We start from the raw sequence: 26,568 nt of genomic DNA on the forward strand, positions 1-26,568 counted from the left end.
CGATGAACGGGCGCGGCAACGGCCGCGCCCACTGGGATTACAGATCCGCCAGCAGAATTTTGGAGCGGCGCTGGTAGTTGTACAACGCCTGTTTCTGCATCGGCAGCACGTCGACCTCCGCCGGGGTAAAGCCACGTTCCTGGAACCAGTGGATGCTGCGGGTGGTCAGCACGAACAGCTTCTTCAGCCCCATCTGTCGCGCCTGGTTTTCTACCCGCTGCAGCAGCATCTCGCCGCGCGAAGAGCTGCGGTAATCGGGATGCACCGCCACGCAGGCCATCTCACCGATTTTTTCCTCCAGGAACGGGTACAGCGCCGCACAGGCGATGGTCAGGTTATCGCGTTCGATGATGGTGAATTTGTCGATCTCCATCTCCAGCTGTTCACGCGAACGGCGCACCAGAATGCCCTGCTGCTCGAGCGGCCGGATCAGCTCCAGGATGCCGCCGATGTCGTTGATTGTCGCCCGGCGCACCTGTTCGGCGCTCTCCATCACGATTTGGGTGCCGATGCCGTCGCGCGAGAACAGTTCCTGCACCAGCGCACCGTCTTCCTGGTAGCTGATCAGGTGGCTGCGGCGCACGCCGCTGCGGCAGCCTTTCACCGCGCCGCGCAGGAAACGCACGGTGCCGGAATGGTAATCGCCGCCTTCCTCCAGCTCTTCAAGGCGCTTTTGCGCGTCGTTGGGGAACAGCTCGGAAAGGATGTTGCCTTCCGCGTCGGTCACGCCCTGCGAGGAGCAGAAACCGATCATTTTTTCCGCCTTCAGCTTGATCGCCAACTGGGTGGCCACTTCTTCCGAGGTCAGGTTGAAGCTCTCGCCGGTGACCGAAACCGCGACCGGGCCAATCAGCACGATGGCGTTGCTGTCGAGCTGGCGGTGGATCGCTTCTTCATCGATGCGGCGAATGCGGCCGCTGTGGCAGTAGTCGATGCCGTCATCCACGCCCAGCGGCTGCGCGATGATGAAGTTGCCGCTGACCACGTTAATGTGCGCGCCTTGCAGTGGCGTGTTGTTGAGGCTCATCGACAGCCGAGCGGTGATGTCGAGCTGCAGCAGGCCGGCGGCCTGCTTGACCAGCTCGAGCGTATGGGCGTCGGTCACGCGAGTGTGTTTGTGGTAGATCGGCTCATAGTTGTGCTGCGCCAGATTGGCGTCGATCTGCGGCCGTGCGCCGTAAACCACCACCAGGCGAATACCCAGGCTATGCAGTAGCCCGATATCGTTGACGATGTTGGAGAAATTCTCGTGTTCGATGGCTTCCCCGCCGAGCATGATGACGAACGTCTTGCCGCGGTGGGCGTTGATATAGGGGACTGAGTGACGGAATCCTTGCACCAGCTCTGTACTACGTTCCTTCACGGCCAAACCTCTTTGCATATTTATACGATATTTTTGTATTTTTATTCTTTTATTGCGCCGATGGCAAGTGGGAAATCGTCATGAAGCGTGCGCTAAGGGCGCTAAATCGTTAATAAATTGAAAAACCATAAAAAGATTTTCTGATGACAGGGCTGGAATGATTGGTTAAAGTTTTCGGCATCCCCATTTCATTGGTGTTTTTTTCATCTATTGTAAACAGCTATTACTGCCGGAGCCGCATGCCAAACGCTAATCACAATCTGGGCCGCCGTCGTTTATTACAGGGCGTTGCCGCCAGCTGGTTGCTGAGTGTGAGTCGTACGGGCTTCGCCGCATCATCGCACGTGATCGCCGTGCGCGTCTGGCCATCCTCCACCTATACCCGCGTCACGCTGGAATCCAACGTCGAACTGAAATACAAGCAGTTCGCCCTGACCAATCCCGATCGCGTGGTGGTGGACATCGAAGGTGTTCACCTCAACAGCGTGCTGAAAGGCATCGCCGGGCAGGTGCGCGCCGACGATCCTTATCTCAAGCAGGCGCGCGTCGGCCAGTTTGATCAGAATACCGTGCGGCTGGTGCTGGAGCTCAAACAAAGCGTCAGCCCGCATATTTTCACGCTGGCGCCGGTGCCGGAGTATCGCAACCGTCTGGTGATGGATCTCTATCCGACGAAGGGCGGCAGCGGGGGTGAGGAGTATGATCCGCTACTGGCGTTACTGGAAGATTACAACAAGGGCGATCTGGAGCGCACGCTGCCGCCGGAAGCGCCGCAGGCCGGCAAAGCGGGGCGCGATCGGCCGATCGTCATCATGCTGGATCCCGGCCACGGCGGCGAAGATCCCGGCGCTATCGGCAAGTACAAGACGCGCGAGAAAGACATCGTGCTGCAGATTGCCCGCAAGCTGAGCGCCATGATCAAGCGCGAGCCAAACATGAAAGTGTTCATGACGCGCAATGAAGACGTGTTTATTCCGCTCAAGGTGCGCGTCGCCAAGGCGCGCAAGCAGCGCGCCGATCTGTTCGTTTCGATTCACGCCGACGCCTTCACCAGCCGCGCCGCGCGCGGTTCATCGGTGTTCGCGTTGTCCACCAAGGGCGCCACCAGCTCGGCGGCCAAGTTCCTGGCGCAGACGCAGAACGCGTCGGACCAAATCGGCGGTGTCAGCAAGAGTGGCGACCGTTATCTCGATCACACCATGTTCGATCTGATCCAAACCGCGACCATCAACGACAGCCTGAAGTTTGGCAAGGAAGTGTTGAATCGGATGGGGAAAATCAACCGGTTGCACAAGAATCGTGTCGATCAGGCCGGTTTTGCGGTGTTGAAGGCGCCGGATATCCCGTCGATCCTGGTGGAAACGGCGTTTATCAGCAACATTGAAGAGGAGCGCAAGCTGCGCACCAGCCACTTCCAGCAGCAGGTGGCGGAGTCGATTCTGGCGGGCATCAAGGCTTATTTCGCCAACGGCGGCGCGCTGGCGAGCCGATAAAAGCAGGGCCGGGCGCGAGTCCGGCTATTTTTGCGGATTGCAGATACAAAAAAACACCCGGAAGGGTGCTTATCTGTTGTCATCAAGAGTTGGTTGCGGAGGCCGGATTTGAACCGACGACCTTCGGGTTATGAGCCCGACGAGCTACCAGGCTGCTCCACCCCGCGTCCGTCTTGATGCTGTATTACGACGAAACCACCGTTCATGTTATGCCGCTGGTACGACATTCGGTTGGTTGCGGGGGCCGGATTTGAACCGACGACCTTCGGGTTATGAGCCCGACGAGCTACCAGGCTGCTCCACCCCGCGTCCGTATAATACTTTGTTATCGAAGCCAAACGCAAATACCGCCAATGCGGCATCGGTTGGTTGCGGGGGCCGGATTTGAACCGACGACCTTCGGGTTATGAGCCCGACGAGCTACCAGGCTGCTCCACCCCGCGTCCGATGGATGCGCACTATACTCTCCATGCGTTTTGTTGCAAACCCTTTTTGCATTTTATTGGCCTAAACCCGTTTTTCTGCTGGATTTGCCCGCAATTTGCCTTCTTTTTCATCACCATCCTCCGGGCGGCTTTTTTTATTTGCAGCGATTCCTTTATCAATGAGCGTTTGTTATCGTTCAGCCGGTAGATCATATCAGTTTGAGAGTGTGCGCGATGAAAGGACGTTGGGGCAAATACCTGCTGGGCGGGTTGATGGTGGCGGTGTTGGCGGGCTGTTCGTCCAAGCCGACCGATCGGGGTCAGCAATATAAGGACGGCCGTCTGGATCAATCGCTGGAGCTGGTCAATCAGCCCAACGCCAAAGGTTCGCCGGTCAACGCCAAGGATTACTCGGATCAGCTGATGGAGATCAAGTACGCGTCGCCTTCGCTGTTTAACCGCAACAACAGCACCTATCAGGCGGTGCAAAGCTGGATGGCGTCTGGCGCCGACACGCGCATGCTGAGCCAGTACGGCCTCAGCGCTTACCAGATGGAAGGCGTCGACAATTACGGCAACGTGCAGTTTACCGGCTACTATACGCCGGTGGTGCAGGCGCGCTATACCCAACAGGGCGAGTTCCGCTATCCGCTGTACCGCATGCCGCCGAAGGGCAGGGGGCGCTTGCCGGATCGCGCGGGCATCTATTCCGGCGCGCTCGACGATCGCTATATCATCGCTTACACCAACTCGCTGATGGACAACTTCATGATGGAAGTCCAGGGCAGCGGCTATGTCGACTACGGCAACGGCCAGCCGCTGGTGTTCTTCGGCTACGGCGGCAAGAACGGCCATGCCTATCGCAGCATCGGCAAGGTGCTGATCGATCGTGGCGAAGTGGCCAAGGCGGACATGTCGATGCAGGCGATCCGTCAGTGGGCGGATACCCACAGCGCCGCAGAGGTGCGTGAGCTGCTGGAGCAGAACCCGTCGTTCGTGTTCTTCCGTCCGGAAGCTTTTGCGCCGGTGAAGGGCGCCAGCGCGGTGCCGCTGATCGCCAAAGCTTCGGTGGCTTCCGACCGTTCACTGATCCCGGCGGGCACTACGCTGCTGGCCGAAGTGCCGCTGCTGGACAACAAGGGTAAATTCACGGGAAAATACGAGATGCGTCTGATGGTCGCGCTCGACGTGGGCGGCGCCATCAAGGGCCAGCATTTTGACATGTATCAGGGCATCGGGCCGGAAGCCGGCCACTCGGCGGGGTATTACAACCACTACGGCCGCGTCTGGGTGCTGAAGAACAACGGCGGTGGCCAGCTGTTCAGCGCCAATCAGTCAAACCGCGGCGGTTCGTTGCTGGCCACCCGCTAAACGCATACGGCGTGAAAAGATTGACCCGCAAGGGCCGGATTTTCCGGCCCTTATCATTTGCATTATGAAGGTAATTAAAGCGTTATGAGTACAGCTTATTCGGAAGCCTATCTGCAGCGTTTCGGCGGCACGGCGCGGTTGTACGGCCAGCAGGCGCTGGCGGTGTTCGCGCAGGCGCACGTCTGCGTGATCGGCATCGGCGGCGTGGGTTCCTGGGCGGCTGAGGCGCTGGCGCGCACCGGCATCGGCGCCATTACCCTGATCGACATGGATGATGTTTGCGTCACCAATACCAACCGCCAGATCCACGCGCTGCGCCAGCACGTCGGGCAATCGAAAACCGAGGTGATGGCGGAGCGTATCCTGGCGATTAATCCGGAATGCCGGGTGACCTGCATCGACGATTTCATCACCCCGGACAATGTCGCCGGGCTGCTGGACCATAACTTCAGCTACGTCATCGACGCGATCGATAGCGTGCGGCCGAAGGCGGCGCTGCTGTCATACTGCCGCCGATTCAAGATCCCGGTGGTGACCACCGGCGGCGCCGGCGGGCAGATTGACCCGACCAAAATTGAAGTGGCCGATCTGGCCAAAACCATCCAGGATCCGCTGGCCGCCAAGCTGCGCGAGCGGCTGAAGCACGATTTCAACGTGGTGAAAAACGGCAAGGGCAAGCTGGGCATCGACTGCGTCTTCTCCAGCGAGCCGCTGGTTTATCCGCAGCCGGACGGCTCGGTATGCGCTTCGCGCAGCACGGCGGAAGGGCCAAAAAGAATGGATTGCAGCGCGGGGTTCGGCGCAGCGACCATGGTCACCGCCACCTTCGGCTTCGTCGCCGTGTCGCACGCGCTGAAAAAGATGCTGGCGAAGGCGGCGCGTCAGGCGTAACGGGCGGCGATCGCCTGCACGGCGGCGGCCAACGCCGCCAGGCCGCTGGCGCGGGTGGCGCTCAGCTGCGCGCGCAATGCCAGGCGGTCGAACAACGCCAGCGGATCCAATGCGGCGATCTGCGGCGGCGTTTTCCCTTCCACTTCGGTCAGCAGCACCGCCAGCAGGCCGCGCACGATGCGGCCTTCGCTGTCGCCATAGAAATGCAGCGTGCCGTCTTCCAGTAACTGGTGCCCCAGCCAGACGCGGTTTTCACAACCGCTCAATTCCATTTCTTCACTGCGCAAGGCCTCCGGCAGCGGCGGCAGCCGTTTTGCGAGCATAATCAGCTGGCGGTAGCGGTCTTCCCACTGTTTCAGCGCGCTGAAGGTGGCGATCAAGGCTTCGGCGGTGATCTCTCGGCCAAAAGGATGGGGGGCGAGCATAGCGTCTCCGGGAGTCAAGTCAGTCGGCCAGCAGATCGAGGGCGTGAGTCAACGCGCTGACCAGCGTATCGACGTCCTGTTGCGTATTGTAGGGGGCGAACGACGCGCGCAGCGTGCCGCTGACGCCTAACGCCGCCATCAGCGGCTGCGCGCAGTGCTGGCCGGCGCGCAGCGCAATGCCTTGCTCCGCCAGCAGCGTGACGATGTCGCTGTGGTGTACGCCGGCGATGTCGAACGCCAGCAGGCTGGAGCCGGAGCTGCGGAAGCTGCGAAAGCCCGGCAGCTGCGCCAACCGTTGTTCCGCTTGGTCCGCCAGCTCGCGGCTGTAGCGCTCCGCCGCCGCCATGTCCTGTTCGCTGAGCCAGGTGAGCGCGGCGGCCAGCCCCAGCACGCCGGCGATGTTTGGCGTGCCGGCTTCGAAGCAGTGCGGCGGCTTTTGCGGGGTAAAGCCGTCGAACGATGCCTGGGTCAGCATCTTGCCGCCGCCTTGCCACGGGGCCATCTGCGCCAGCAGCTCGGCTTTGCCGTACAGCGCGCCGATGCCGGTCGGGCCATACAGCTTGTGGCCGGAGAAGGCGTAGAAATCGATGTCGAGTCGCTGTACGTCGGCCGGGCCGTGAACCACGCCCTGGGCGCCGTCGATCATCACGCGCGCGCCGGCGGCATGGGCCAGCGCGATAGCCGGCGCCAGATCCGGGCAACCGCCGGTGACGTTGGACATTTGCCCCAGCGCCAACAGGCGGGTTTTGTCGTTGAGCAGGGCGGGCAGCTGCGTCAAATCCGGCAACCGATCGGCGCCGATCGGCAGTTTCACCACCCGCGCGCCGGTTTGTTCCGCCACCATCAGCCAGGGGATCAGGTTGGCGTGGTGTTCCGCTTCGCTCACCAGAATTTCGTCGCCTGGCTGCAGATGCGGGCGCAGGTAGCTCTGCGCCACCAGGTTGATCGCCTCGGTGGTGCCGCGCGTCCAGACGATGTCGTCGGCCGACGGTGCATGGATCAGTTGCGCCACCTGGCCGCGCGCCTGCTCGAAGCGGGCGGTCAGATCCTGCGCCGCCCGATGCTGGCTGCGGTGCACGGTGGCGGCGTCATCGCGATAAAATTGCTGCGTGGCGTCGATCACCGCCTGCGGTTTCAACGCGGTGGCGGCGCTGTCCAGATAGATACCGTCCTGCGCGAGCGCGGGAAACTGTTGGCGAAAAAGGCTGGGATTAAAAGGCGTCATACCCTGATTGTCACTGGCTTGAGTCGATGGGTGATCCTGTCCTATTTTGCCGCCGGAGACAAGCGATCCTGCCTATTAGGACTTATCGCCTGGCAAAACTGAGAAAGTTTGTTATGCTATTAAATGTGCGCTTATTAATCGCATTTATACACACAAAAGGTATTTATCAGCATTTAAAACTACAAAGGAGTCCTCAATGAAGAAAACAGCCGCAGTTCTCTCTGCCCTGATGCTTACGTTCACCCTGGCCGCCTGTTCCAGCAACTACGTGATGCATACCAATGACGGACGCACCATTGTTGCTGACGGCAAGCCTAAAGTGGATAACGATACCGGCATGATCAGCTATAAAGACGCCAACGGCGTCGAGCAACAGATCAACCGCGCCGATGTGAAAGAGATGGTTGAAAGCGACCAATAAGCGTCAGGCAAAAAAAAGCACCGCAAGTTTTGCGGTGCTGCATAAAATCACTATGGACAGACAGGGTAAATGTACAGGAAGTGAAAAAACAGTAGCCTAGCTACCATGTCCGGAATCGCCGGACAATTTGCAAACACAACATCACAACCACAAGCCAAAAGTTCATCGGCGTCCTCGACACCCACTCCCTTTTCGTTCCGGCCCGGGAAGTGCCGCCACTATAGGTATTTGCTGGCGCATCCTCAACGGACAAATTATAATGGCTCGGATAAAAAAAACTAATGGCAATACGCCGTTAGCGTTTACCGATGGCTTGCCACGCAAAGCCGCCCGATTTTCGGCGCCGAATCATTCGGATTAATGTTACACAAAAGTAGCTAATTTAATGTCTAAACGCTTACCTCCCCTCAATGCGCTGCGCGTGTTCGATGCGGCCGCTCGCCACCTGAGTTTCACCAAGGCGGCGGAAGAGCTGTTCGTGACCCAGGCCGCGGTGAGCCACCAGATCAAGTCGCTGGAGGACTTCCTCGGGCTGAAGCTGTTTCGTCGGCGCAACCGCTCGCTGCTGCTGACCGAAGAGGGGCAAAGTTACTACCTCGATATCAAGGAGATCTTCTCTTCGATCAACGAGGCGACGCGCAAGCTGCAGGCGCGCAGCGCCAAGGGGGCATTAACCGTCAGTCTGCCGCCGAGCTTCGCCATTCAGTGGTTGGTGCCGCGCCTTTCCGGCTTTAACTCAGCTTATCCGGGGATCGATGTGCGCATCCAGGCGGTGGACCGCGAAGAAGACAAGCTGGCAGACGACGTCGATGTGGCGATTTTCTACGGCCGCGGCAATTGGCCGGGGCTGCGCGCCGAGCGCCTGTATGCGGAATATCTGCTGCCGGTTTGTTCGCCGAGCCTGTTGACCGGCGATCATCCGCTGAAAACCGCAGACGATCTGGCTTATCATACGTTGCTGCATGACGTTTCACGCCGCGACTGGCTGGCCTATACGCGCCAGCTGGGGTTGCAACACATCAATGTGCAGCAGGGGCCGATCTTCAGCCACAGCGCCATGGTGGTGCAGGCGGCGGTGCACGGCCAGGGCGTGGCGCTGGTGAATAACGTGATGGCGCAAACCGAGATCGAAGCCGGTCGTCTGGTATGCCCGTTCAACGATGTGCTGGTCAGTAAAAACGCTTTTTATCTGGTATGTCATGACAGCCAGGCAGAACTGGGTAAAATAGCCGCCTTCCGGCAGTGGATCCTGGCGCGCGCCGCCAGCGAACAAGAGAAGTTCCGCTTCCGCTACGAACAATAAGGCCGGCCGCCGCCTTGCCGCGGCCGGTGATTTTTAATGGGATAGATCACGATGAGCAGCCGTTCCATGCTGGTTTTCGCCGCTATCAGCGGCTTTGTGTTTGTCGCGTTGGGCGCATTCGGCGCGCATGTGTTAAGCGGCACGCTAGGCGCCAACGAAATGGCCTGGATCCGCACCGGGCTGGAATATCAGGGGTTCCACACCCTGGCCATCCTGGCGCTGGCGGTCGCGATGCAGCGCCGCGTGAGCCTGTGGTTTTACTGGAGCGGAGCGCTGTTGGCGTTCGGCACCGTGTTGTTCAGCGGCAGCCTCTATTGCCTGGCGCTGTCGCACCTGAAGGTCTGGGTATATATCACGCCGGTTGGCGGCGTGTGCTTCTTGATCGGCTGGATATTGATGTTGATTGGCGCTTTGCGTCTGAGGAAAAAGGCCGAGCGCCATGAATAAGATTGCGTTGTATTGCCGCCCCGGCTTCGAAAAAGAGTGTGCGGCGGAGATCACCGATAAAGCCGCCCAGCTGGAGATTTACGGCTTTGCGCGGGTAAAAGAGCACAGCGGTTACGTGCTGTTCGAATGCTACCAGCCGGACGATGCCGATCGCCTGGCGCGGGAGATTCCGTTCCGCGAACTGATTTTCGCCCGCCAGATGATCGTGGTGGGTGAGCTGCTGCGCGATCTGCCGCCGGAAGATCGGGTATCGCCGATCGTCGGCATGCTGATCGGCGTAGTCGATCGCGGCGGCGAGCTGCGGGTGGAAGTGCCGGACACCAACGAAAGCAAAGAGCTGATGAAATTCTGCCGCAAGCTGACGGTGCCGCTGCGCGCCGCGATGCGCGAGCAGAAGGTGCTGATGGCGCGCGAGAACCCGACTCGCCCGGTGGTGCATGTGTTTTTCATCGCGCCGGGCTGCTGCTATGTCGGTTACTCCTACAGCAACAACAACTCGCCGTTCTACATGGGCATTCCGCGTCTGCGCTTCCCGGCCGATGCGCCGAGCCGCTCGACGCTGAAGCTGGAGGAAGCGTTCCACGTGTTCATCCCCGCCGACGAGTGGGACGAGCGCCTGGCCAGCGGCATGCACGCGGTCGATCTGGGCGCCTGCCCGGGCGGCTGGACCTATCAGTTGGTGAAACGCAGCATGATGGTGCATTCGGTGGATAACGGCCCGATGGCGCCAAGCCTGATGGAAACCGGCCAGGTGACGCACCACCGCGCCGACGGCTTCAAGTTCGAGCCGAACAGCAGCAAGATCTATTGGCTGGTGTGCGACATGGTGGAGAAACCGGCGAAGGTGACCAGCCTGATGATTCAGTGGCTGGTGAAAGGCTGGTGCCGTGAAGCGATCTTTAATCTCAAGCTGCCGATGAAAAAGCGCTACGAGGAAGTGTCGCAAAACCTGATGAGCATCCGCGAAGCGCTGGGCGCCGCCGGCATCAGCGCTGAAGTGCACGCCAAGCAGCTCTATCACGATCGCGAAGAGATCACCGTACACGTGCGCCGCATGTGGTCGGCGGTGCCGGGCCGCCGCGACGAGCGCGATTAACCGCGTGAAGCCTTAATGAAGGGCGCTGCTTGCAGCGCCCTTATTGTATCGGCAGGCGCAGCTGCTGCAGGTTGCCGTCCAGCGACAGATCGGTGCGCAGCGTGGCGACCCGTTTGCTGATGTAGGCCAGCTCGCGGTGCTGCTCCAGCTTACCGCGCCATTTCTCCGGCACCTGCTCCAGGTGCTGATAAAGCCCGTCCAGATTACCCGATTGCTGCAGCAGCAGCACGGCGGTCTTCGGCCCGATGCCGGCCACGCCGGGGATCTTGCTGCTGCCGATCCCCGCCAACCCCCAGTAGTCCGGCAGCTGCTGCGGCTGCACGCCAAACTCCTGTTGCACGAAAGGCATATCCAGCCAACGTTTCTGGAAGTAATCGCGAATTTGTACGTTCGGCGCCAGCAGTTGGCAATAGCCTTTGTCGGTGGAGACGATGGTCACCTGGTGGCCGCCGCCGGCGACCTTCGCCGCCAGCGTGGCCGCCAGATCGTCCGCTTCGTTGCCGGGCGAATGCCAGCTGGCGACGCCCAGTTCGGCAAAGGCTTCGCGCAGCTGCGGCATCTCCTGCTGCAGGTTTTCCGGCATCGGCGAGCGCCCGGCCTTGTAGTCCGGCAGAATTTGGTGGCGCCAGCTGTCGCTGCGATCGTCCTCGTCGAATACCGCCACCGCGTGAGTTGGGCGGCTGTGCTGGAGCAACTGCTGCAGCGCGTGGCGGCAGGCGTTGACGCAAGGGGAGCCCTGTACGGCGTGAATGCGGCGGATGAGGTTCAGGGCGTCGACAATCAGTAGGTGTATCATCATGGGCGGTAAGGTCAGAGAAAACAGGGCGGCCGTTACGCCGCCCGGGATTGAGGGTCAGGCGACGATTTCGTAGCAGGGCACATAGGCGCTGCCCGGCAGCTTCATGCGGTGCTGGGCAACAAAGCCCTGCAGCAGGCTGTCCATCTGCTTCATCATTTGCGGTTCGCCGTGCAGCTTGTACGGGCCGAACTGCTCAATGGCGTGGATGCCGTTTTCCTTCACGTTACCGGCCACAATGCCGGAGAAAGCGCGGCGCAGCGCGGCGGCCAATTGCTCCGGCGGCTGGTTCGGATAAAGATTGAGGTTCGCCATGTTCTCATGGGTCGGCTCGAACGGCAGCTGCAGATCCGGCGCGATGCGGATCGACCAGTTAAAGCTGTAGGCGTCGCCGGTGTTGCGGCGGTTCTCCTTCACCAGCGGCATGGCTTTTTTCATCTGCCGCGCCACTTCCGCCGGATCGTCGATGATGATGGTGTAATGGCGGCGCGCTTCGTCGCCCAGCGTGTTCATGATGAACTCGTCCAGCACGCGGAAGTAGTCGGCGCTCTCTTTTGGCCCGGTCAGGATCAGCGGCAGCACCTGTTCACTGTTCTCCGGGTTCATCAGGATACCCAACAGGTACAGCAGCTCTTCGGCGGTGCCGACACCGCCCGGGAAGATAATGATGCCATGCGCGATGCGCACGAAGGCTTCCAGGCGTTTTTCGATGTCCGGCATGATCACCAGCTCGTTCACCAGCGGGTTAGGCGGCTCGGCGGCGATGATCGAAGGCTCGGTCATGCCGATGAAGCGGCTGTTGCGGTAACGCTGCTGCGCGTGACCGACCGCCGCGCCTTTCATCGGCGCTTCCATCGCGCCCGGCCCGCAGCCGGTGCAGATGTTCAGCTCGCGCAGGCCCAGCTGGCTGCCGACCTTGCGCGCATACAGATATTCGTTCTCGTTGATCGAGTGGCCGCCCCAGCACACCACCATGTTGGGATCTTCATCCAGATGCAGCGTGCGTGCATTGCGCAGGATCGAAAATACCAGGTTGGTGATGTGGGCCGAGTTTTCCAGATTCAGGTGCTGGAAACGGCCGGCGCTGGCGATTTGGCCGTGCACGAACAGGATGTCGCGCAGCACGGCGAACAGGTTGGCCTGCAGCGAACGGATGATGCGGCCGTCGACGAACGCCTCTTCCGGCGGGTTGACCAGCTCCAGCTTCACCCCGCGCTCGCGGCGCAGCACGTTGATGTCGAAGGTTTCATAGCGCGACAGCAGCTGTTTGCTGTTGTCGGTTTGGCTGCCGGAGTTCAACACGGCCAGCGAACAGTTGCGGAACAGGCGGTACAGGTCGCTGCTGGCGGTGCGCTTCAGCATGTCTACTTCCAGCTGCGACAATAAATCCATAGAGCCAAGCGGGCTGATGTGTGTAATCAAGGTAACTCCTTTGCACCCGGTGCGGGGCGGTAGTAATCCATACGCAGCAAAACAGCATCTCGTTATGGTTGGCGTGCTGCGGCGCGGCGGGCGCTCTGCCCGGCCGCAGCCTTGTTTTAACCTTACCGCCGTCCCTGGGCTTTTACCAACATAAACCGCTCGTTAGCTCAGTTGTTGAGCAATGTTTCGCACTTATTGGCGCGCCAGGCGGCCGTGCGCGGGAGCGAATGCGACGTTGCTGCGCCACGGGTTGATATCCAGACCGCCGCGGCGGGTGTAGCGGGCGTAAACCGTCAGGCTTTGCGGCCGGCAGTAGCGCATCAGATCGTTGAAGATGCGCTCGACGCACTGCTCGTGGAATTCGTTGTGGTGACGGAAGGAAACCAGATAGCGCAGCAGCGCTTCGCGATCGATCTTGCCGCCGCGATAGCTTATCTGCACCGAGCCCCAATCCGGCTGATGGGTGATCAGGCAGTTGGACTTCAGCAGGTGGCTGACCAATTGCTCTTCCACCACCTCTTCACCGGCGGCGTTCAGCAGGTAGTCGGCGCTGAACTCATAATTGTCGATGCGGATATCCTGCTGGTCGATGCAGTCGCCGGCCAGACGGGCGATCGGCGTGTCTTCCAACTGCTCGACGCTGAACAGGGTGACGCTGACCTCGCCCTGGGCGCAGGCGGACAGATCGCGCTGCAGTGTGCTGCGCACCATTTCCCAATCGGCGAACGGCGTTTGATTGAAGCTGTTGAGATACAGCTTGAAGCTTTTCGATTCGATCAGGTTCAGGCTGTCGGCGTTGAGGCTGATCTCGCCGACCGCTACCTGCGGCAGCCCGTTGGCGTTCAGCCAGGAGAGTTCGTACAGCGTCCAGATGTCGGCGCCGTGGAAGGGCAGGTTGTCGGGATACAGCCCCAGCGGCTCGCGGTTCATGCTGCGCGGCACCGCCTGCAGCAACGTGGCGTCGTAGCGATCGCGGTAAGCGGTGGGTTTGCCCAGCGTCAGCCCTGACAGGGCCTGGTGGTCTTGATAGGAGGACATCTGCTGTCACCTCGGTCAGAGATAGGTACAATGGCCGTCAGTTTAACGTATGCGAGAAAGAATATGGACCATGATGTATCGCACGCTCTGCGTGAATTCACTCAACGCTATGTCGAGTTGTGGCAGCAAGCGCGCGGCCACGCGCCGGCCAGCCAGGCGCTGTACGGCGTGCCGTCGCCCTGCATCGTGGAGAATCGCGAGGACGACGTGCTGTGGTTGCCGCAGCCTTTCGAACCGGCGGCGACGCTGGAGAAGGTAGAAGCCGCGCTGGAGCTGCGTTTGCAGCCGGATGCGCACCGTTTCTACACGCAGCAATACGCGGGTGACATGAGCGCGCAATTTGGGGAGCATCGCCTGAGCCTGCTGCAGGTCTGGAGCGAGGAGGATTTTATCCGCCTGCAGGAGAACCTGATCGGTCATCTGGTGACGCAAAAACGTCTCAAGCTGTCGCCAACGCTGTTCCTGGCGACCACCGAATCCGAGATGACGATGGTGTCGCTGTGCAACGTCAGCGGCAACGTGGTGCTGGAACAATTCGGCAGTGATAAGCGCACCTTGTTGGCGGCGACGCTGGGGAATTTCCTCGATGCGCTGCGCCCGGTGCTGGACTGAAGCGCGGCGGATTCGCCGTTGCCCGTGTGAGAGATCTCTCACACGGGCTGTGAGATATCGCTCTTAATTTTTCCCACCTTTTTCCAGACTATGAGATTATTGTTATCCAGATCAATTGGTTAGAATTTCTTTAGGATAACTCTTAGGCTTAATTTAGTGTGAGACGTCTCCCAAACCCTTGTGATTCCGGGGAATTTAAGCGATCTTATCGTTACCGGAACGGAACCGGCGGAGCAGGAAAGCATCAGGATGATGCAGCTTCAGGACGAAGAAAGGGATGCGCTCAGGCAAGAGCGAAGGATGGCGTCAGGAGATGCCCAGGATGTTTCAGGATAGAAACCAGGGACACCTCCAGGACGGAGATTGAGAGCCGACACAGGACTGTCGGCGGGTCAGGAAGGCTGAGGAACCGCGTCAGGACGATGCTGCAGGATGATGCAAGGATCACTTGGTCAGGATGGCCGCAGGAAAAGTTTTCAAGGATTGAGCAGGGAGCACACTGTGTAGCGGGATGGCTATAAAACGAACCGGGGGCACTGTTAACGCAGTGCCCCCAACTTTTTGTTCTCTCCCGCCGTGCGTGCTCCTCTGCTGCTTAATCCATCGTCAGCGTTAACCAATCGCGCCCAGCGTATCGCCTGCGCCCTGTTTTTTTGGCAGCAGGAACAGCGTGGCGTAGATATCCAGCAGGTAAATCGCCGCCAGCAGGCTGATGGCGGCGGTGAACGACACCTGCGTCACCAGCGCGCCGATCACCAATGGCCCCAGGCCGCCGACGCCGCGCCCGAGATTGAACAGAATGTTTTGCGCGGTAGCGCGCGCCTGCACCGGGTAGGTATCGGAAATCAATGCGCCGTAGCCGCCGATCATGCCGTTAACAAACATGCCCATCACGGCGCCGGCGAACAGCATCAGCATCGGATCGCTCAACTGGGCGTAGCCGATCACCATCACCACCGCGCCTATCTGATACAACACGAAAATCTTCCAGCGGGCGAAGCGATCGGCCAGCATGCCAAACAGCCAGATGCCGAACGTCATGCCGACCACCGTCACCGCCGTCCACAGGCCGGACTTGGTGAGCGAGAAGCCGAAGTTTTTCGCCAGATAAGTCGGCATCCAGATCATCAGCCCGTAGTAACCGAAGTTCTGCACCGAACAGAGAATGAAGATGCCGATGCTGGCCTTGCTGGTGGCGCGATCCTTAAACAGCAGGCGCAAACGCTGAAGGAAGGAGAGCGGTTGTCCGGCGTCTTTCTGCCGCACGAATTCCTCCGGTTCGCCCAGCGTGCGGCGGATCAGGAATGACGCCAGCGCCGGCAGCAGGCCGACCAGGAACATGCCGCGCCAGCCGATATGTTCCAGCAGCAACGGCGTCAGGAAAGCGGCCGCCAGCACCCCCAATTGCCAGCCCATGCCGACGTAAGCCGAAGCGCGGTTGCGTTTCTCCGCCGGCCAGGCTTCGGCGATCAGCGCCATGCCGATGCCGAACTCGCCGCCCAGCCCGATGCCCGCCAGCGTGCGATAGGCGAGTAGATCCCAATAGCCTTGCGCCACGGCGCACAGGCCGGTGAACAGGGAAAACATCAGAATGGTGATGGTCAGCACCCGGATACGGCCGAAACGATCGCTGAGGTGGCCGAAGATCACGCCGCCCAGCACCGCGCCGATCAGCGTCCAGGTGACCAGCGAACCGGCGGCCGATGAGGATAATCCCAATTCGATGCTGATGGCCGGCAGCATAAAGCCGAGGATCAGCAGGTCAAACCCGTCCATGGCATAACCGGTGACCGAGGCCAACATGGCCTTACCGGGCGTCGCGTGGTTTTTTTTCTCTGTTATTACGGACATGAATCTTTATCTGTGTGGTGAATTCGGTGGCCCTATTGTGCCGCGCGACGGTGAACGTCACCAGATAAAAACGGTGAGCTGTCTCAGGCGCGCCGAATTTGGGCTATAAAAATGCTATGCTTTGCCGCCTTTCAGCCAGAGCGCTGAATACCATGATGAAAAGAGATCGGGAATGCAGATGAGTATACATAACCAGGTGCGCCGCAGTTTGCAGGCGATTGAACAATCCATGCGCGATCTGGCGCTGTGGCAGGCCGCGCCGCCTGAGCATGAGGCTTTCTCCAGCACCGAGCCGTTCTGCATCGACAGCATGTCGGCCGAAGCCTGGCTGCAGTGGGTGTTCTTGCCGCGCATGTATGCGTTGTTGGACGCCGAAGCGCCGTTGCCGACGCGCTTCGCCATCACGCCTTATTTCGAAGAGGCATTGAAAGATCGTGAACCGAGCAGTCTGCCGCTGCTGGTGCTGCTGCAACAGCTGGATTTGATGTTGAATAAAGAGCCGTAATGCGCCGGCGGCGCGCAGATTTTTGCCGCCCGGCAGTGTAGAGTACTCGCGCGGATGCCGGGCAGGAGAGCCGACGGCGTCTTTCGGCTCGGTTTAACCGCAGCGGTTGACCGGGGGCTGCATTAGGATGATGAGGTGCTGCAATAATGGATTTATTAAGGTTTATCCTGCGTTTGCCTTTTACCCTGGTTAAGGGCGTTTGTCGCCTGCTGGGCGGGGCGTTGTCGCTGTTGGGGCGGTTGCTGAGACCGCTGGTCGGCAACCTCAGCTGGCGCGCGCCGGCCTGGTGGGCTGCGCTGCCGCGCGGTTTTTTGCGGCTGGAAAGCGGCGTGGATAAACACCCGAAAGCGATCGGTCTGGGCCTGCTGCTGTTGGCAGGCGCTGCGGGCGGCGCATTTTACGGTTGGCACTGGTGGCAAAACCGGCCCCAACCGATTGAACCGGCGCCGATGGTGGTTCAGGAGATCAACGCCGAGGTGGCCAACCCCGAGCCGATAGACTACACCGCCGCCCGGCAGGCGCCGCAAACGGTGAGCCTGACCTTCAGCGGCTCGGCTGCGCCGATAACCGCGGCGGGCAAAACCGTGAGCGCCGGCATCACCCTCAAACCGACGGCGGAAGGGCAGTGGGCGTGGAGTAATGAATCAACGCTGGTGTTCACGCCGAAAAAACCGCTGCCGATGGGCGCGAAATATGATGTGACCCTTGAGCCCGCCACCTTGCTGGCGCCGCAGGTCAAGCTCGCCAAAACCCGCTATGCCTTCACCGTGCCCGCGTTCGATTACCGTCTGGGGCAGGCCGAGTATTACCGCGATCCGCAAAATGCGCAGAAACGCAGCGCGATTTTCAATCTGCAGTTCAACGCGCCGGTCGATGTCGCCAGCTTTGAAAAACAGATTTCGCTGGGATTGAAGGAAGGCAGCACGTCCTCCGAGAAAAAGCTGAATTTCTCTCTGGTCTATGACGAGAAAAAACTGAACTCCTGGGTGCATTCCGAGCCGCTGCAGGCGCTGGATCAGGGCGGCGCGGTACATCTGACCGTCGGCAAGGGCGTTAAATCGACGGCGGCCGGCAACGCGGTCGAAGAGGCGAAAAGCAACTGGGTCAAGGTACCGACGCTGTACAGCCTGGCGCTGAGCGACGCCAGCGCCCAGGTGGTGGACACCGACGCCGGCCAAGGGCAGCGTGCGCTGGTGGTCGGTTTCAGCGATGCGGTGAAGGATAAAGAGCTGGCGCGGGCCGCGAAAGCCTGGCTGCTGCCGCAGCACGATCCGAGCGATGCCGAGGCTGCCAACGATGCTGAAGATTTCTATCAATGGACGGTCGACAGCGTCGGTAAAAACGTGCTGGCGCAGGCGACGGCACTGCCGTTGGCGCTTAACGAGGCGGAAGAGGCCTACCAACCGCAGTTCAGCTTCCGTTTCGACGCCCCGGCGCACCGCTTTGTGCTGCTCGAGATCGATAACCAGCTGGTTTCCGCCGGCGGTTACAAAATGCCGAAGAAGGTTTACCGCGTGGTCGAAGTGCCGGAGTTCCCGAAATCGCTGCAGTTCATGTCGCAGGGCTCGCTGCTGTCGGTCAACGGCGACAAGCAGATCAGCGTGGCGGCGCGCAACGTGGCGGGCCTGCGGCTGGACATCAAGCGGGTGATCCCGAGCCAGCTGCAGCACATCGTCTCCTTCAAAAGCCGGGAATACTCGTCCACGGAATTCAACCGGCTCAACGACGAATATTTCACCGAGCATTTCAAATACCAGACGGCGCTCAACAACGAGCGGCCGGGGGAAGTGAACTATCAGGGCATCGATCTCTCCCGCTATCTCTCCACCAACGCCAGTTCCCATCGCGGGGTGTTCCTGCTGACGCTGTCTGAATGGCAGCCGAACCGAAAACCGGCGGCGGAAGAGGCGGGCGCCGAGCAGGATCAGGAACAGGATGAGAGCGAAGGGGAAGAGCAGTCCGACGTCGGCGATTCGCGCTTTGTGGTGGTGACCGATCTGGGCATCGTCGCCAAGAGCTCGCAGGACAAGACGCGCGACGTCTTTGTGCAGTCGATTCAAAGCGGCGCGCCGGTCAGCGGCGCCACCGTGTCGGTGGTGGCCAAAAACGGCGTGACGCTGCTCAGCCAAACCACCGGCGCCGATGGCCACGTGCGTTTCCCGGCGCTGGATGTGTACACCAACGAGCGCCAGCCGGTGATGTTCCTGGTGGAAAAAGAGGGGGATGTCTCCTTCCTGCCGACCGGCAGCTATAACGATCGCGGGCTGGACTTCTCGCGCTTCGACGTCGCCGGTGAACAAACGCCGACCGATCCGCGCACGCTCAGCAGCTACCTGTTCTCCGATCGCGGCGTTTATCGGCCGGGGGATACTTTCAATATTGGCCTGATCACCCGCGCCGCCGACTGGGGCGTTGGTCTGGCCGGCGTGCCGGTGCGCGCCGAAATCCGCGATCCGCGCGACAAGCTGATGTCCACCGTGCCGCTGACGCTGGGCGCCAGCGGTTTCAACGAGCTGAGCTATACCACCGATGAAAACTCACCGACCGGCGAGTGGAACGTCTATCTGTATCTGATCGGCAAAAACAACGACACCTCCACGCTGCTCGGCCATACCGCAGTCAATGTGAAGGAGTTCGAACCGGATCAGCTGAAAGTGAAACTGGCGTTGACGCCGGACCGCCAGCAAGGCTGGGTCAAACCGTCTGAGCTGAAGGCCAGCATCGATGTGCAGAACCTGTTCGGCACCCCGGCGCAGGATCGCCGCGTGACCACCAGGCTGACGCTGCGTCCTATGTATCCGAGCTTCGATCGTTTCCCGGATTATGCGTTCTATGAAAACCGACAAAACAGCGACGGGTTCGAGACCGAGCTGGAAGATCGCACCACCGATGAGCACGGCGCGGCCGATATTCCGCTCGATCTGAAATCCTACGCCGACGCCACCTATCAGCTGCAATTGTTGTCGGAGGCGTTCGTCGCCGGCGGCGGGCGTTCGGTGGCGGCTACCGCCCGCACGCTGGTTTCCCCTTACGATTACCTGATCGGCGTGAAGGCGGACGGCGATCTGGGCTACATCAACCGCGACGCGGAGCGGCATCTGAACGTGATCGCCATCGATCCGGCCCTGAAACAGATCGCCATGCCGAACCTGAAGCAGGTGTTGATCGAGCAGAAATACATTTCGGTGCTAACCAAACAGGATTCGGGCGTTTACAAATACCAGTCGAAGATGAAGGAAGTGCAGTTGTCGGAACAGCCGCTGGCGCTGGGCGAGCAGGGCGCGGATCTGCGGCTGGCGACCGATAAGCCGGGCGACTTCGTGCTGGTGATTGAAGATGCGCAGGGCAAGACGCTCAACCGCGTCGCCTACAGCGTGGCCGGCAACGCCAACCTGAGCCGTTCGCTGGATCGCAACGCCGAACTGAAGCTGAAACTCAACCAGGCGGAATACCAGCCCGGTGAGGAGATCGAGGTGGCGATCAACGCGCCTTATACCGGCAGTGGCTTGATCACCATTGAAAAGGACAAGGTTTACGCCTGGCAGTGGTTCCACACCGACACCACCAGCTCGGTGCAGACGATCCGCGTGCCGGCCGGCATGGAGGGCAACGGCTACATCAACGTGCAGTTCGTGCGCGACATCAACTCCAGCGAGATCTTCATGAGTCCGCTGAGCTACGGCGTGATGCCGTTCAAGATCAGCACCAAGGCGCGCCAAAACAGCCTCGAGGTGACGGCGCCGGAGGTCATCAAGCCGGGTGAAAACCTGACGATGACGGTCAAGACCGATGCGCCGCAGCAGGTGGCGCTGTTCGCCGTCGATGAGGGCATTCTGCAGGTGGCGCGTTACCGTCTGAAGGATCCGCTGGAGTTCTTCTTCAGCAAGCGCGAACTGAACGTGAGCAGCTCGCAGATCCTCGATCTGATCCTGCCGGAGTTCAGCAAGCTGATGGCGCTGACTGCGGCGCCGGGCGGTGATGCGGGCGAAGGGCTGGATCTCAACCTCAACCCGTTCAAGCGCAAGCGCGATAAGCCGGTGGCCTATTGGTCCGGCATTACCGAGGTCAGCGGCGAGAAACAGTTCGTCTATCCGGTGCCGGATTACTTCAACGGCAAGATCCGCGTCATGGCGATTTCGGTGACGCCGGAGAAAATCGGCAAGGCGCAAACCGCCGCCACGGTACGCGACAGCTTCATCATGACGCCGAACGTGCCGGCGATGGTGGCGCCGGGCGACGAGTTCGACGTCAGCGTGGGCGTCAGCAACAACCTCGAAGGGCTGAACGGCCAGTCGGTGGCCATCAACGTCCTGTTGACGCCGCCGCCGCAGTTGGAGGTGGTGGGCAACGCGACGCAAAGCCTGACGCTGGCGGCAAAACGCGAAGGCGTGATCACCTTCCGTCTGCGCGCCAAAGCCGTGCTGGGCGATGCGCCGCTGGTGTTCGACGCCCGTTACGGCGACCAGGCCAGCCGCCGCACTGTCAGCACCTCGGTGCGGCCGGCGGCGCCGTACCGCACCCAGTCGGTGATGGGGCGCATGAGCGGCGGCAGCCAGAACGTCGATGGCCTGCGCCAGATGTTCGACGCTTTCGCGCAGCGCCGGGCGGCGGTGTCGAATTCGCCGCTGGTGCTGACCAGCGGGCTGGCGCAATACCTGGCGGATTACCCGTATTACTGTTCCGAGCAGATCGTCAGCCGCTCCATTCCGCTGATGCTGCAGAGCCGTCATCCGGAGATGAAAAGCAGCCTGAGCCAGGCGGAAGTCAGCAAGCAGTTGCGCAATCTGCTGGGCGTGCTGCGCGCCCGTCAGAACGACAGCGGGGCGATCGGCGCCTGGCGTTCATCGCCGGATGCCGATCCTTTCGTCACGCCTTATGTGGTGCAATATCTGCTCGAAGCCAAAGCGGCGGGCTACGCCCTGCCGGAAGGCATGCTGGATGAAGCCAACGGCGCGTTGCGCGAGCTGGCGGCCAGCGGTTTCGACGATCTGTATCTGCTGCGCCTGCGCAGCTGGGCGGTTTACCTGCTGACGCTGCAGGGCGAAGTGACCACCAACTCGCTGGCGGCGGTGCAGGATACGCTGCAAAAACGCTATGGCGAAGAGTGGAAAACCGATCTGAGCGCGCTCTATCTGGCCTCTTCCTATCGCCTGTTGAAGATGGACGACGAAGCCGCCGCGCTGCTGCAACCGAGCTGGCAGCAACTGAGCAAGGCGTATGACAGCGCCTGGTGGACGCAGAACTATTTCGATCCGCTGGTGCAGGATGCGACGCGGCTGTATCTGATTACCCGCCACTTCCCGGAGAAGGTGGCGTCGATCCCGCCGCAGGTGCTGGAGAATATGGTCAAGGCGTTGAAAGAAGAGCGCTACACCACCTACTCTTCCGCGATGAGCATTCTGGCGTTGGAAAGCTACTCGGCCCAGGTGGCGACGCAGTCCGCCAATGCGGATGCATTGGGCATCGCGCAGGTGGGCAAAGCCGGCGGCGAGCCGCAGCGCATCAGCGAGCTGCAAGGGCTGTTCGTTCAGGGGCAATTTAACGCTGACGCCACTGCGGTGCGCTTCACCAACGGCGGCAGCGCGCCGGCCTGGTATGTGGTGACGCAGGCCGGTTACGACCTGAATGCGCCGCAAAAAGCGCTGTCGCGCGGGATTGAGATCGTCCGCGATTACACCGACGAACAGGGCAAGCCGGTGACGCAGGTGACGCTGGGGCAGAAAATCAATGTCCATCTGAAGGTGCGCGCCAACTCGAAAGAGGGGCAGAGCAACCTGGCGATCGTCGATCTGCTGCCGGGCGGGTTCGAAGTGGTGCAGCAGACGCCGCCGGAGCCGGCCGACGCCGGCGAGGAGAGCGACGATCGCGGCGGCTGGCAGTCGCCGCTGGCCGCCTCCGGCTCCACCTGGGCGCCGGACTACAGCGATATCCGCGAAGATCGGGTGATTATCTACGGCAGCGCCGGCACCGAGGTGCAGGAGTTTGTTTATCAGATCAAGGCCACCAATACCGGCAGCTTTATTGTTCCACCGGCCTACGGCGAAGCCATGTATGACCGTGAAGTGCAGGCCATGTCGGCCGGCGGCGGCAAGCTGGTGGTGGTGCCGGCGGGCAACGACTAGGCCATATCCGGTGCCAGGCCAGCGTCTGGCGCCGGAATGCTGAGAACGTATGAAGATCCTGACCGGGCGCGTGCTGCAAAACGGCTTGATGGCGGCGTTTTTACTGGCGCTGCTGTTGGCCGCGATTCGGCTGTGGCCGCATCCGCCCCTGTGGCAGGGGCTGCCGCAGTCTTCCGTTTATTACGACAGGCACGGCGCGCTGTTGCGCATCACGCTGGCCAACGACGATCGCTACCGATTGTGGACCCCGCTGGAACAGGTGTCGCCACTGGCGGTGCGCGGGCTGCTGCTGCACGAAGATCGCTGGTTCTACTACAACCCCGGATTTAACCCCGTCAGCCTGATGCGCGGCTTCTGGCGCAGCTATGTCGCCGGCGGCAAAATGCAGGGCGGATCGACCATCAGCATGCAGCTGGCGCGGATGCGCTGGCATCTCAATACCCGCACGCCAGGCGGCAAGCTGCTGCAGGTGCTGCGCGCGGTGCAGCTGGAATTGAGTTACTCCAAGCGTGATATCCTGGAAGCCTACCTGAATTACGCGCCCTACGGCCGCAATATCGAAAGCATCGGCGCCGCCAGCCTGATCTATTTCGCCAAGTCGCCGAAGGCGTTGACCCTGCCGGAGGCGCTGACGCTGGCGGTGTTGCCGCAGTCGCCCAGCTACCGTCTGGAGCCGAAAACCGGCGTGCTCGGCGCCGCATTGACGCAGGCGCGCAACCGTCTGTTCCTGCGCTGGCAACAGGTTTACCCGACTGACGCCAGCCAGCAAACGCTGTTCCGCCTGCCGCTGGCGCTGCGGCAGCCTGAGCAAGTGCCCTATATTGCGCCGCACTTTATCGAACAGCTGCGCCTGCAGACGCAGCAACTGGTGCAGCGCGACACTCGCGTCGACACTACGCTGGACGCCGGGTTGCAGCGGCTGGTCGAGCGGCAGGTTAACGCCTTTATCGCCCGCAACCGCAGCCGCGGCATTCAAAACGCCGCGGTGCTGCTGGTGGACAGCCGCGATATGGGGGTGCGCGCGCTGGTGGGCTCGGCGGACTATTACAGCCGTCCGATTCAGGGGCAGGTGAACGGCACCAACGCCAAGCGTTCGCCGGGATCGACGCTGAAGCCGTTCATCTACGCGCTGGGCATGGAGCAGGGCGTGCTGCATCCGATGACCATCCTGAAAGACGTGCCTTCGTCGTTCGGCGCCTATGCGCCGGAAAATTTCGACCGGCGCTTCCTCGGCCCGGTGACCGCCACCGACGCGCTAAATTTCAGCCGCAATATTCCGGCGGTATATGTCGCCTCGCAGCTGCGCCAGCCGACTTTTTATCAGTTCTTACGCCTGACCGGCGTCGCCAATATGGCCAATGAGAGCCACTACGGGCTGTCGCTGGTATTGGGCGGCGGCGAGGTAACGGCGCAGGAATTGGCGAAGCTGTATGCGCTGCTGGCGAATCGCGGTGAGCTACGGCCGCTTCGCATGCAGTTGAACCAGGCCGAATCGACGCCGGTGCGGCTGCTGAGCGAGGAGGCCAGTTTCATCACGCTGGACATGCTGCGCCAGCACCGGCGGCCGGGCGATACGCTGGCGCAACGTTCTTCGTCGCTGCCGGTGTACTGGAAGACCGGCACCTCCTGGGGCTTTCGCGACGCCTGGAGCGTCGGGATTTTCGGTCCTTACGTGCTGGTGGTGTGGGAAGGCAATTTCGACGGGCGCGGCAACAATGCGTTGGTCGGCGCCGAGGCGGCCGCGCCGCTGTTTTTCAATATCATCGACAGCGTCAACGCCAGCTATCCCGCCCTGCGGGAGCCGAAACATCCGTTCCCCCAACGGCTGCGGCGGGTAGACATTTGTCTCGCCAGCGGCGATCTGCCGACGCCGTGGTGCCAGCAAAAGGGCAAGACCTGGTTCATTCCCGGCAAGTCGCCGATCAAGGTAGACAGCGTCTACCGGCCGGTGGTGCTGGATATTCACAGCGGCGAGGTCGTTTGCCCGCCGTATGATGCGGCGCAGACCCGCACCGAAATTTTTGAATTCTGGCCTTCCGATTTGGCCAACGTGTTCGCCCAGGCCGGGCTGCCGAAGAGGGCGCCGCCGGTCAATCGCTGCAAGGACAACGGCATCACCGTCGGCGGCAACGCGCCGCGCATCACCTCGCCGTTGAAAAACACCACTTATACCCTGCGCCAGTCGCAGCAGGGGCGGGACAAAATCGCCTTCAATGCGGTGACGGACGCCGACAGCAAGACGGTGTACTGGTTCGTCGACGATATCTATCTCGGCAGCAGCGCCAGTAAAAAACCGATCGACTGGCGGCCGATCAACAATGGGCGCTACCGCATTCGGGCGGTGGACGATCGCGGCCGCGCCGATACGCGCCTGGTGACCATCGAATGGGTGAACTAGCGTTGCGTCTCATGCCTGTTATACTCGCGCCCGAAACGGCTATTGACCTGGGAACGCGATGTGATTGAGATTTTGTATCAGGATGAACACCTGGTGGCGGTGAACAAACCGTCGGGCTGGTTGGTGCACCGCAGTTGGCTGGACCGTCATGAAACTCGCTTTATGATGCAGACGGTGCGCGATCAGCTCGGGCAGCATGTCTTTACCGTGCACCGTCTCGATCGCCCGACGTCCGGCGTATTGCTGATGGCGCTCTCCAGTGAGGTGGCGCGCCTGCTGTCGCAGCAGTTCGAGCAGCACCAGGTGCAGAAAACCTATCATGCGGTGGTGCGCGGTTACGTGCAGGAGGAGGCGACCCTCGACTACCCGCTGACGGCTGAGCTGGATAAAATCGCCGATAAACATGCCGATGCCGACAAGGGGCCGCAGCCGGCGGTGACGCACTACCGGCCGTTGGCGCAGGTAGAGATGCCGGTGGCCATCGGCCGCTACGACAGCGCGCGGTACAGTCTGGTGGAACTGCAGCCGGAAACCGGCCGCAAGCACCAACTGCGGCGCCACATGGCGCATCTTCGCCATCCGATCATCGGCGACAGCAAGCACGGCGATCTGCGGCAGAACCGCGGGATGGCGCAGCATTTCGGCTGCCCGCGCCTGATGCTGCACGCCAGCCACCTGCAACTGACGCACCCGGTGACCGGCGAGCCGCTGCAGGTAACGGCGCGCTGGGACGAAGCCTGGCAAGGGGTGATGGCGCAGTTCGGCTGGGCGGGGATATTCCCTGAACTTGCCGGGGTTGAGTTTAGCGCGGCTAACGGTCAGGATAGCTGACAATTTTTAAAGGTAATGAAGGGAGTAGGAGCCATGGCTCAGGTTGGTATCTTCGTGGGAACGGTCTACGGCAATTCGCTGCTGGTGGCGGAAGAGGCGCAAAACATCCTCAGCGAGCAGGGCCATGAGGTCAAACTGTTCGAAGAGGGCACGCTGGAGGCCTGGCAGTATTATCGTCAGCACTACGCGCTGGTGATCACCTCCACCACCGGGCAGGGCGATCTGCCGGACAGCATCGCGCCGCTGTTCCACGCTATCCGCGATCAGGTTGGCTATCAGCCGGAGCTGCGCTATGGGCTGATCGCCCTCGGCGACAGCAGCTATGACAACTTCTGCGGCGCCGGGCGCGCGTTCGACGCGCTGCTGCAGGAGCAGGGCGCCACCCGCGTTGGCGAAGTGCTGGAGATCGATGCGATGGAACAGCCGGAGCCGGAAGTGGCCGCCTGCCCGTGGGTCGAGCAGTGGGGCACGCTGCTGCAGTCATAACGTAAAAAGGCGCCGCAAAAGGGCGCCTTAACGATGATGCGGGTTAA

20 protein-coding genes and 3 tRNA genes are annotated in these 26,568 nt (G+C 61.0%); 13 read left to right on the forward strand and 10 right to left on the reverse strand.

What is annotated here, in order from left to right; translation table 11 throughout:
* Nucleotides 1-37: 37 nt before the first annotated feature.
* Nucleotides 38-1,363 (reverse strand): amino-acid N-acetyltransferase, encoded by a 1,326-nt coding sequence (gene argA / locus ACJ8KE_RS21395; protein WP_004931881.1) that lies wholly within the window; start codon nucleotides 1,361-1,363, stop codon nucleotides 38-40.
* Between the two features lie 239 nt (nucleotides 1,364-1,602).
* Between argA and amiC the strand changes: the two genes are divergently transcribed.
* On the forward strand, nucleotides 1,603-2,856 hold the full coding sequence (gene amiC, locus ACJ8KE_RS21400) for an N-acetylmuramoyl-L-alanine amidase AmiC (protein WP_004931882.1): 1,254 nt from the start codon (nucleotides 1,603-1,605) through the stop codon (nucleotides 2,854-2,856).
* Between the two features lie 90 nt (nucleotides 2,857-2,946).
* On the opposite strand, the gene ACJ8KE_RS21405 is transcribed toward amiC, so the two are convergent.
* The 3 genes from ACJ8KE_RS21405 to ACJ8KE_RS21415 all read right to left on the reverse strand — a co-directional run bounded on the left by ACJ8KE_RS21405 (nucleotide 2,947) and on the right by ACJ8KE_RS21415 (nucleotide 3,299).
* Nucleotides 2,947-3,023: transfer RNA gene (locus ACJ8KE_RS21405), tRNA-Met, on the reverse strand.
* A gap of 65 nt (nucleotides 3,024-3,088) precedes the next feature.
* Nucleotides 3,089-3,165: transfer RNA gene (locus tag ACJ8KE_RS21410), tRNA-Met, on the reverse strand.
* Nucleotides 3,166-3,222: 57 nt separating this feature from the next.
* Nucleotides 3,223-3,299, reverse strand: a tRNA-Met gene (locus tag ACJ8KE_RS21415).
* 216 nt (nucleotides 3,300-3,515) lie between these two features.
* Here ACJ8KE_RS21415 and mltA point away from each other — a divergent pair.
* Nucleotides 3,516-4,652, forward strand: a complete 1,137-nt coding sequence (mltA, locus tag ACJ8KE_RS21420) for a murein transglycosylase A (RefSeq protein WP_016929908.1) — start codon at nucleotides 3,516-3,518, stop codon at nucleotides 4,650-4,652.
* Between the two features lie 84 nt (nucleotides 4,653-4,736).
* Nucleotides 4,737-5,543 (forward strand): tRNA cyclic N6-threonylcarbamoyladenosine(37) synthase TcdA, encoded by an 807-nt coding sequence (gene tcdA / locus ACJ8KE_RS21425; protein ID WP_442517367.1) that lies wholly within the window; start codon nucleotides 4,737-4,739, stop codon nucleotides 5,541-5,543.
* Here tcdA and csdE read toward each other — a convergent pair.
* Nucleotides 5,534-5,968: a cysteine desulfurase sulfur acceptor subunit CsdE gene (gene csdE, locus ACJ8KE_RS21430; protein ID WP_016929906.1), complete on the reverse strand. Its 435-nt coding sequence runs from the start codon at nucleotides 5,966-5,968 to the stop codon at nucleotides 5,534-5,536. The genes tcdA and csdE overlap by 10 nt on opposite strands.
* 19 nt (nucleotides 5,969-5,987) lie before the next feature.
* Entirely contained in the window at nucleotides 5,988-7,193 is a 1,206-nt protein-coding gene (gene csdA / locus ACJ8KE_RS21435) for a cysteine desulfurase CsdA (protein WP_305179607.1), read from the reverse strand.
* A gap of 196 nt (nucleotides 7,194-7,389) precedes the next feature.
* Between csdA and ACJ8KE_RS21440 the strand changes: the two genes are divergently transcribed.
* The 4 genes from ACJ8KE_RS21440 (at nucleotide 7,390) to rlmM (ending at nucleotide 10,460) form a co-directional block, all read left to right on the forward strand.
* A complete protein-coding gene (locus ACJ8KE_RS21440; protein ID WP_028127531.1) occupies nucleotides 7,390-7,614 on the forward strand; it encodes a YgdI/YgdR family lipoprotein in 225 nt (74 codons plus the stop codon).
* 385 nt (nucleotides 7,615-7,999) lie between these two features.
* The gene (locus ACJ8KE_RS21445) at nucleotides 8,000-8,917 is read left to right on the forward strand and encodes a transcriptional regulator GcvA (protein ID WP_004931894.1); all 918 of its coding nucleotides are present in this window, start codon (nucleotides 8,000-8,002) and stop codon (nucleotides 8,915-8,917) included.
* A 51-nt stretch (nucleotides 8,918-8,968) separates the two neighbouring features.
* Nucleotides 8,969-9,364, forward strand: a complete 396-nt coding sequence (locus tag ACJ8KE_RS21450; RefSeq protein ID WP_004931896.1) for a DUF423 domain-containing protein — start codon at nucleotides 8,969-8,971, stop codon at nucleotides 9,362-9,364.
* Nucleotides 9,357-10,460, forward strand: a complete 1,104-nt coding sequence (gene rlmM, locus ACJ8KE_RS21455) for a 23S rRNA (cytidine(2498)-2'-O)-methyltransferase RlmM (protein ID WP_004931897.1) — start codon at nucleotides 9,357-9,359, stop codon at nucleotides 10,458-10,460. The genes ACJ8KE_RS21450 and rlmM overlap by 8 nt, the downstream gene beginning before the upstream one ends.
* Before the next feature lie 40 nt (nucleotides 10,461-10,500).
* Here rlmM and xni read toward each other — a convergent pair whose 3' ends face one another.
* From xni to queF, 3 genes are all read right to left on the reverse strand, one after another.
* A complete protein-coding gene (gene xni / locus ACJ8KE_RS21460; protein WP_033639517.1) occupies nucleotides 10,501-11,259 on the reverse strand; it encodes a flap endonuclease Xni in 759 nt (252 codons plus the stop codon).
* A 54-nt stretch (nucleotides 11,260-11,313) separates the two neighbouring features.
* Nucleotides 11,314-12,678 carry a nucleotide 5'-monophosphate nucleosidase PpnN gene (ppnN, locus tag ACJ8KE_RS21465; protein ID WP_021505658.1) on the reverse strand — a complete coding sequence of 455 codons (1,365 nt, stop codon included), beginning with the start codon at nucleotides 12,676-12,678 and terminating at the stop codon, nucleotides 11,314-11,316.
* Between the two features lie 192 nt (nucleotides 12,679-12,870).
* Entirely contained in the window at nucleotides 12,871-13,716 is an 846-nt protein-coding gene (gene queF / locus ACJ8KE_RS21470; protein WP_016929900.1) for an NADPH-dependent 7-cyano-7-deazaguanine reductase QueF, read from the reverse strand.
* Between the two features lie 63 nt (nucleotides 13,717-13,779).
* Between queF and syd the strand changes: the two genes are divergently transcribed.
* The gene (gene syd, locus ACJ8KE_RS21475; RefSeq protein WP_016929899.1) at nucleotides 13,780-14,328 is read left to right on the forward strand and encodes a SecY-interacting protein; all 549 of its coding nucleotides are present in this window, start codon (nucleotides 13,780-13,782) and stop codon (nucleotides 14,326-14,328) included.
* Nucleotides 14,329-14,940: 612 nt separating this feature from the next.
* On the opposite strand, the gene ACJ8KE_RS21480 is transcribed toward syd, so the two are convergent.
* Entirely contained in the window at nucleotides 14,941-16,179 is a 1,239-nt protein-coding gene (locus ACJ8KE_RS21480) for an MFS transporter (RefSeq protein WP_116404193.1), read from the reverse strand.
* 178 nt (nucleotides 16,180-16,357) lie between these two features.
* Between ACJ8KE_RS21480 and ACJ8KE_RS21485 the strand changes: the two genes are divergently transcribed.
* From ACJ8KE_RS21485 to ACJ8KE_RS21505, 5 genes are all read left to right on the forward strand, one after another.
* Entirely contained in the window at nucleotides 16,358-16,684 is a 327-nt protein-coding gene (locus ACJ8KE_RS21485) for a YqcC family protein (protein ID WP_028127529.1), read from the forward strand.
* 146 nt (nucleotides 16,685-16,830) lie between these two features.
* The gene (locus ACJ8KE_RS21490; RefSeq protein ID WP_442517368.1) at nucleotides 16,831-22,806 is read left to right on the forward strand and encodes an alpha-2-macroglobulin; all 5,976 of its coding nucleotides are present in this window, start codon (nucleotides 16,831-16,833) and stop codon (nucleotides 22,804-22,806) included.
* A gap of 49 nt (nucleotides 22,807-22,855) precedes the next feature.
* Entirely contained in the window at nucleotides 22,856-25,204 is a 2,349-nt protein-coding gene (pbpC, locus tag ACJ8KE_RS21495) for a penicillin-binding protein 1C (protein ID WP_442517369.1), read from the forward strand.
* Nucleotides 25,205-25,264: 60 nt separating this feature from the next.
* Nucleotides 25,265-26,035: a tRNA pseudouridine(65) synthase TruC gene (gene truC / locus ACJ8KE_RS21500; RefSeq protein ID WP_079450570.1), complete on the forward strand. Its 771-nt coding sequence runs from the start codon at nucleotides 25,265-25,267 to the stop codon at nucleotides 26,033-26,035.
* A gap of 33 nt (nucleotides 26,036-26,068) precedes the next feature.
* A complete protein-coding gene (locus ACJ8KE_RS21505) occupies nucleotides 26,069-26,521 on the forward strand; it encodes a flavodoxin (RefSeq protein ID WP_016929894.1) in 453 nt (150 codons plus the stop codon).
* Nucleotides 26,522-26,568 lie beyond the last annotated feature (47 nt).

Origin of the sequence: Serratia sp. CY56464 (assembly GCF_052168435.1) — a bacterium.
In the GTDB taxonomy this organism is placed as follows: domain Bacteria; phylum Pseudomonadota; class Gammaproteobacteria; order Enterobacterales; family Enterobacteriaceae; genus Serratia; species Serratia marcescens.

Excerpts from the sequence above, each read along its gene's own strand:
- rlmM (WP_004931897.1), top strand. The coding sequence starts at position 9,357 with ATGAATAAGATTGCGTTGTATTGCCGCCCCGGCTTCGAAAAAGAGTGT.
- ACJ8KE_RS21480 (WP_116404193.1), bottom strand. The coding sequence starts at position 16,179 with ATGTCCGTAATAACAGAGAAAAAAAACCACGCGACGCCCGGTAAGGCC.
- ACJ8KE_RS21490 (WP_442517368.1), top strand. The coding sequence starts at position 16,831 with ATGGATTTATTAAGGTTTATCCTGCGTTTGCCTTTTACCCTGGTTAAG.
- syd (WP_016929899.1), top strand. The coding sequence starts at position 13,780 with ATGGACCATGATGTATCGCACGCTCTGCGTGAATTCACTCAACGCTAT.
- ACJ8KE_RS21450 (WP_004931896.1), top strand. The coding sequence starts at position 8,969 with ATGAGCAGCCGTTCCATGCTGGTTTTCGCCGCTATCAGCGGCTTTGTG.
- ACJ8KE_RS21505 (WP_016929894.1), top strand. The coding sequence starts at position 26,069 with ATGGCTCAGGTTGGTATCTTCGTGGGAACGGTCTACGGCAATTCGCTG.
- queF (WP_016929900.1), bottom strand. The coding sequence starts at position 13,716 with ATGTCCTCCTATCAAGACCACCAGGCCCTGTCAGGGCTGACGCTGGGC.
- ACJ8KE_RS21440 (WP_028127531.1), top strand. The coding sequence starts at position 7,390 with ATGAAGAAAACAGCCGCAGTTCTCTCTGCCCTGATGCTTACGTTCACC.
- amiC (WP_004931882.1), top strand. The coding sequence starts at position 1,603 with ATGCCAAACGCTAATCACAATCTGGGCCGCCGTCGTTTATTACAGGGC.
- xni (WP_033639517.1), bottom strand. The coding sequence starts at position 11,259 with ATGATGATACACCTACTGATTGTCGACGCCCTGAACCTCATCCGCCGC.
- tcdA (WP_442517367.1), top strand. The coding sequence starts at position 4,737 with ATGAGTACAGCTTATTCGGAAGCCTATCTGCAGCGTTTCGGCGGCACG.
- ACJ8KE_RS21445 (WP_004931894.1), top strand. The coding sequence starts at position 8,000 with ATGTCTAAACGCTTACCTCCCCTCAATGCGCTGCGCGTGTTCGATGCG.
- pbpC (WP_442517369.1), top strand. The coding sequence starts at position 22,856 with ATGAAGATCCTGACCGGGCGCGTGCTGCAAAACGGCTTGATGGCGGCG.
- mltA (WP_016929908.1), top strand. The coding sequence starts at position 3,516 with ATGAAAGGACGTTGGGGCAAATACCTGCTGGGCGGGTTGATGGTGGCG.
- ACJ8KE_RS21485 (WP_028127529.1), top strand. The coding sequence starts at position 16,358 with ATGAGTATACATAACCAGGTGCGCCGCAGTTTGCAGGCGATTGAACAA.
- csdA (WP_305179607.1), bottom strand. The coding sequence starts at position 7,193 with ATGACGCCTTTTAATCCCAGCCTTTTTCGCCAACAGTTTCCCGCGCTC.
- csdE (WP_016929906.1), bottom strand. The coding sequence starts at position 5,968 with ATGCTCGCCCCCCATCCTTTTGGCCGAGAGATCACCGCCGAAGCCTTG.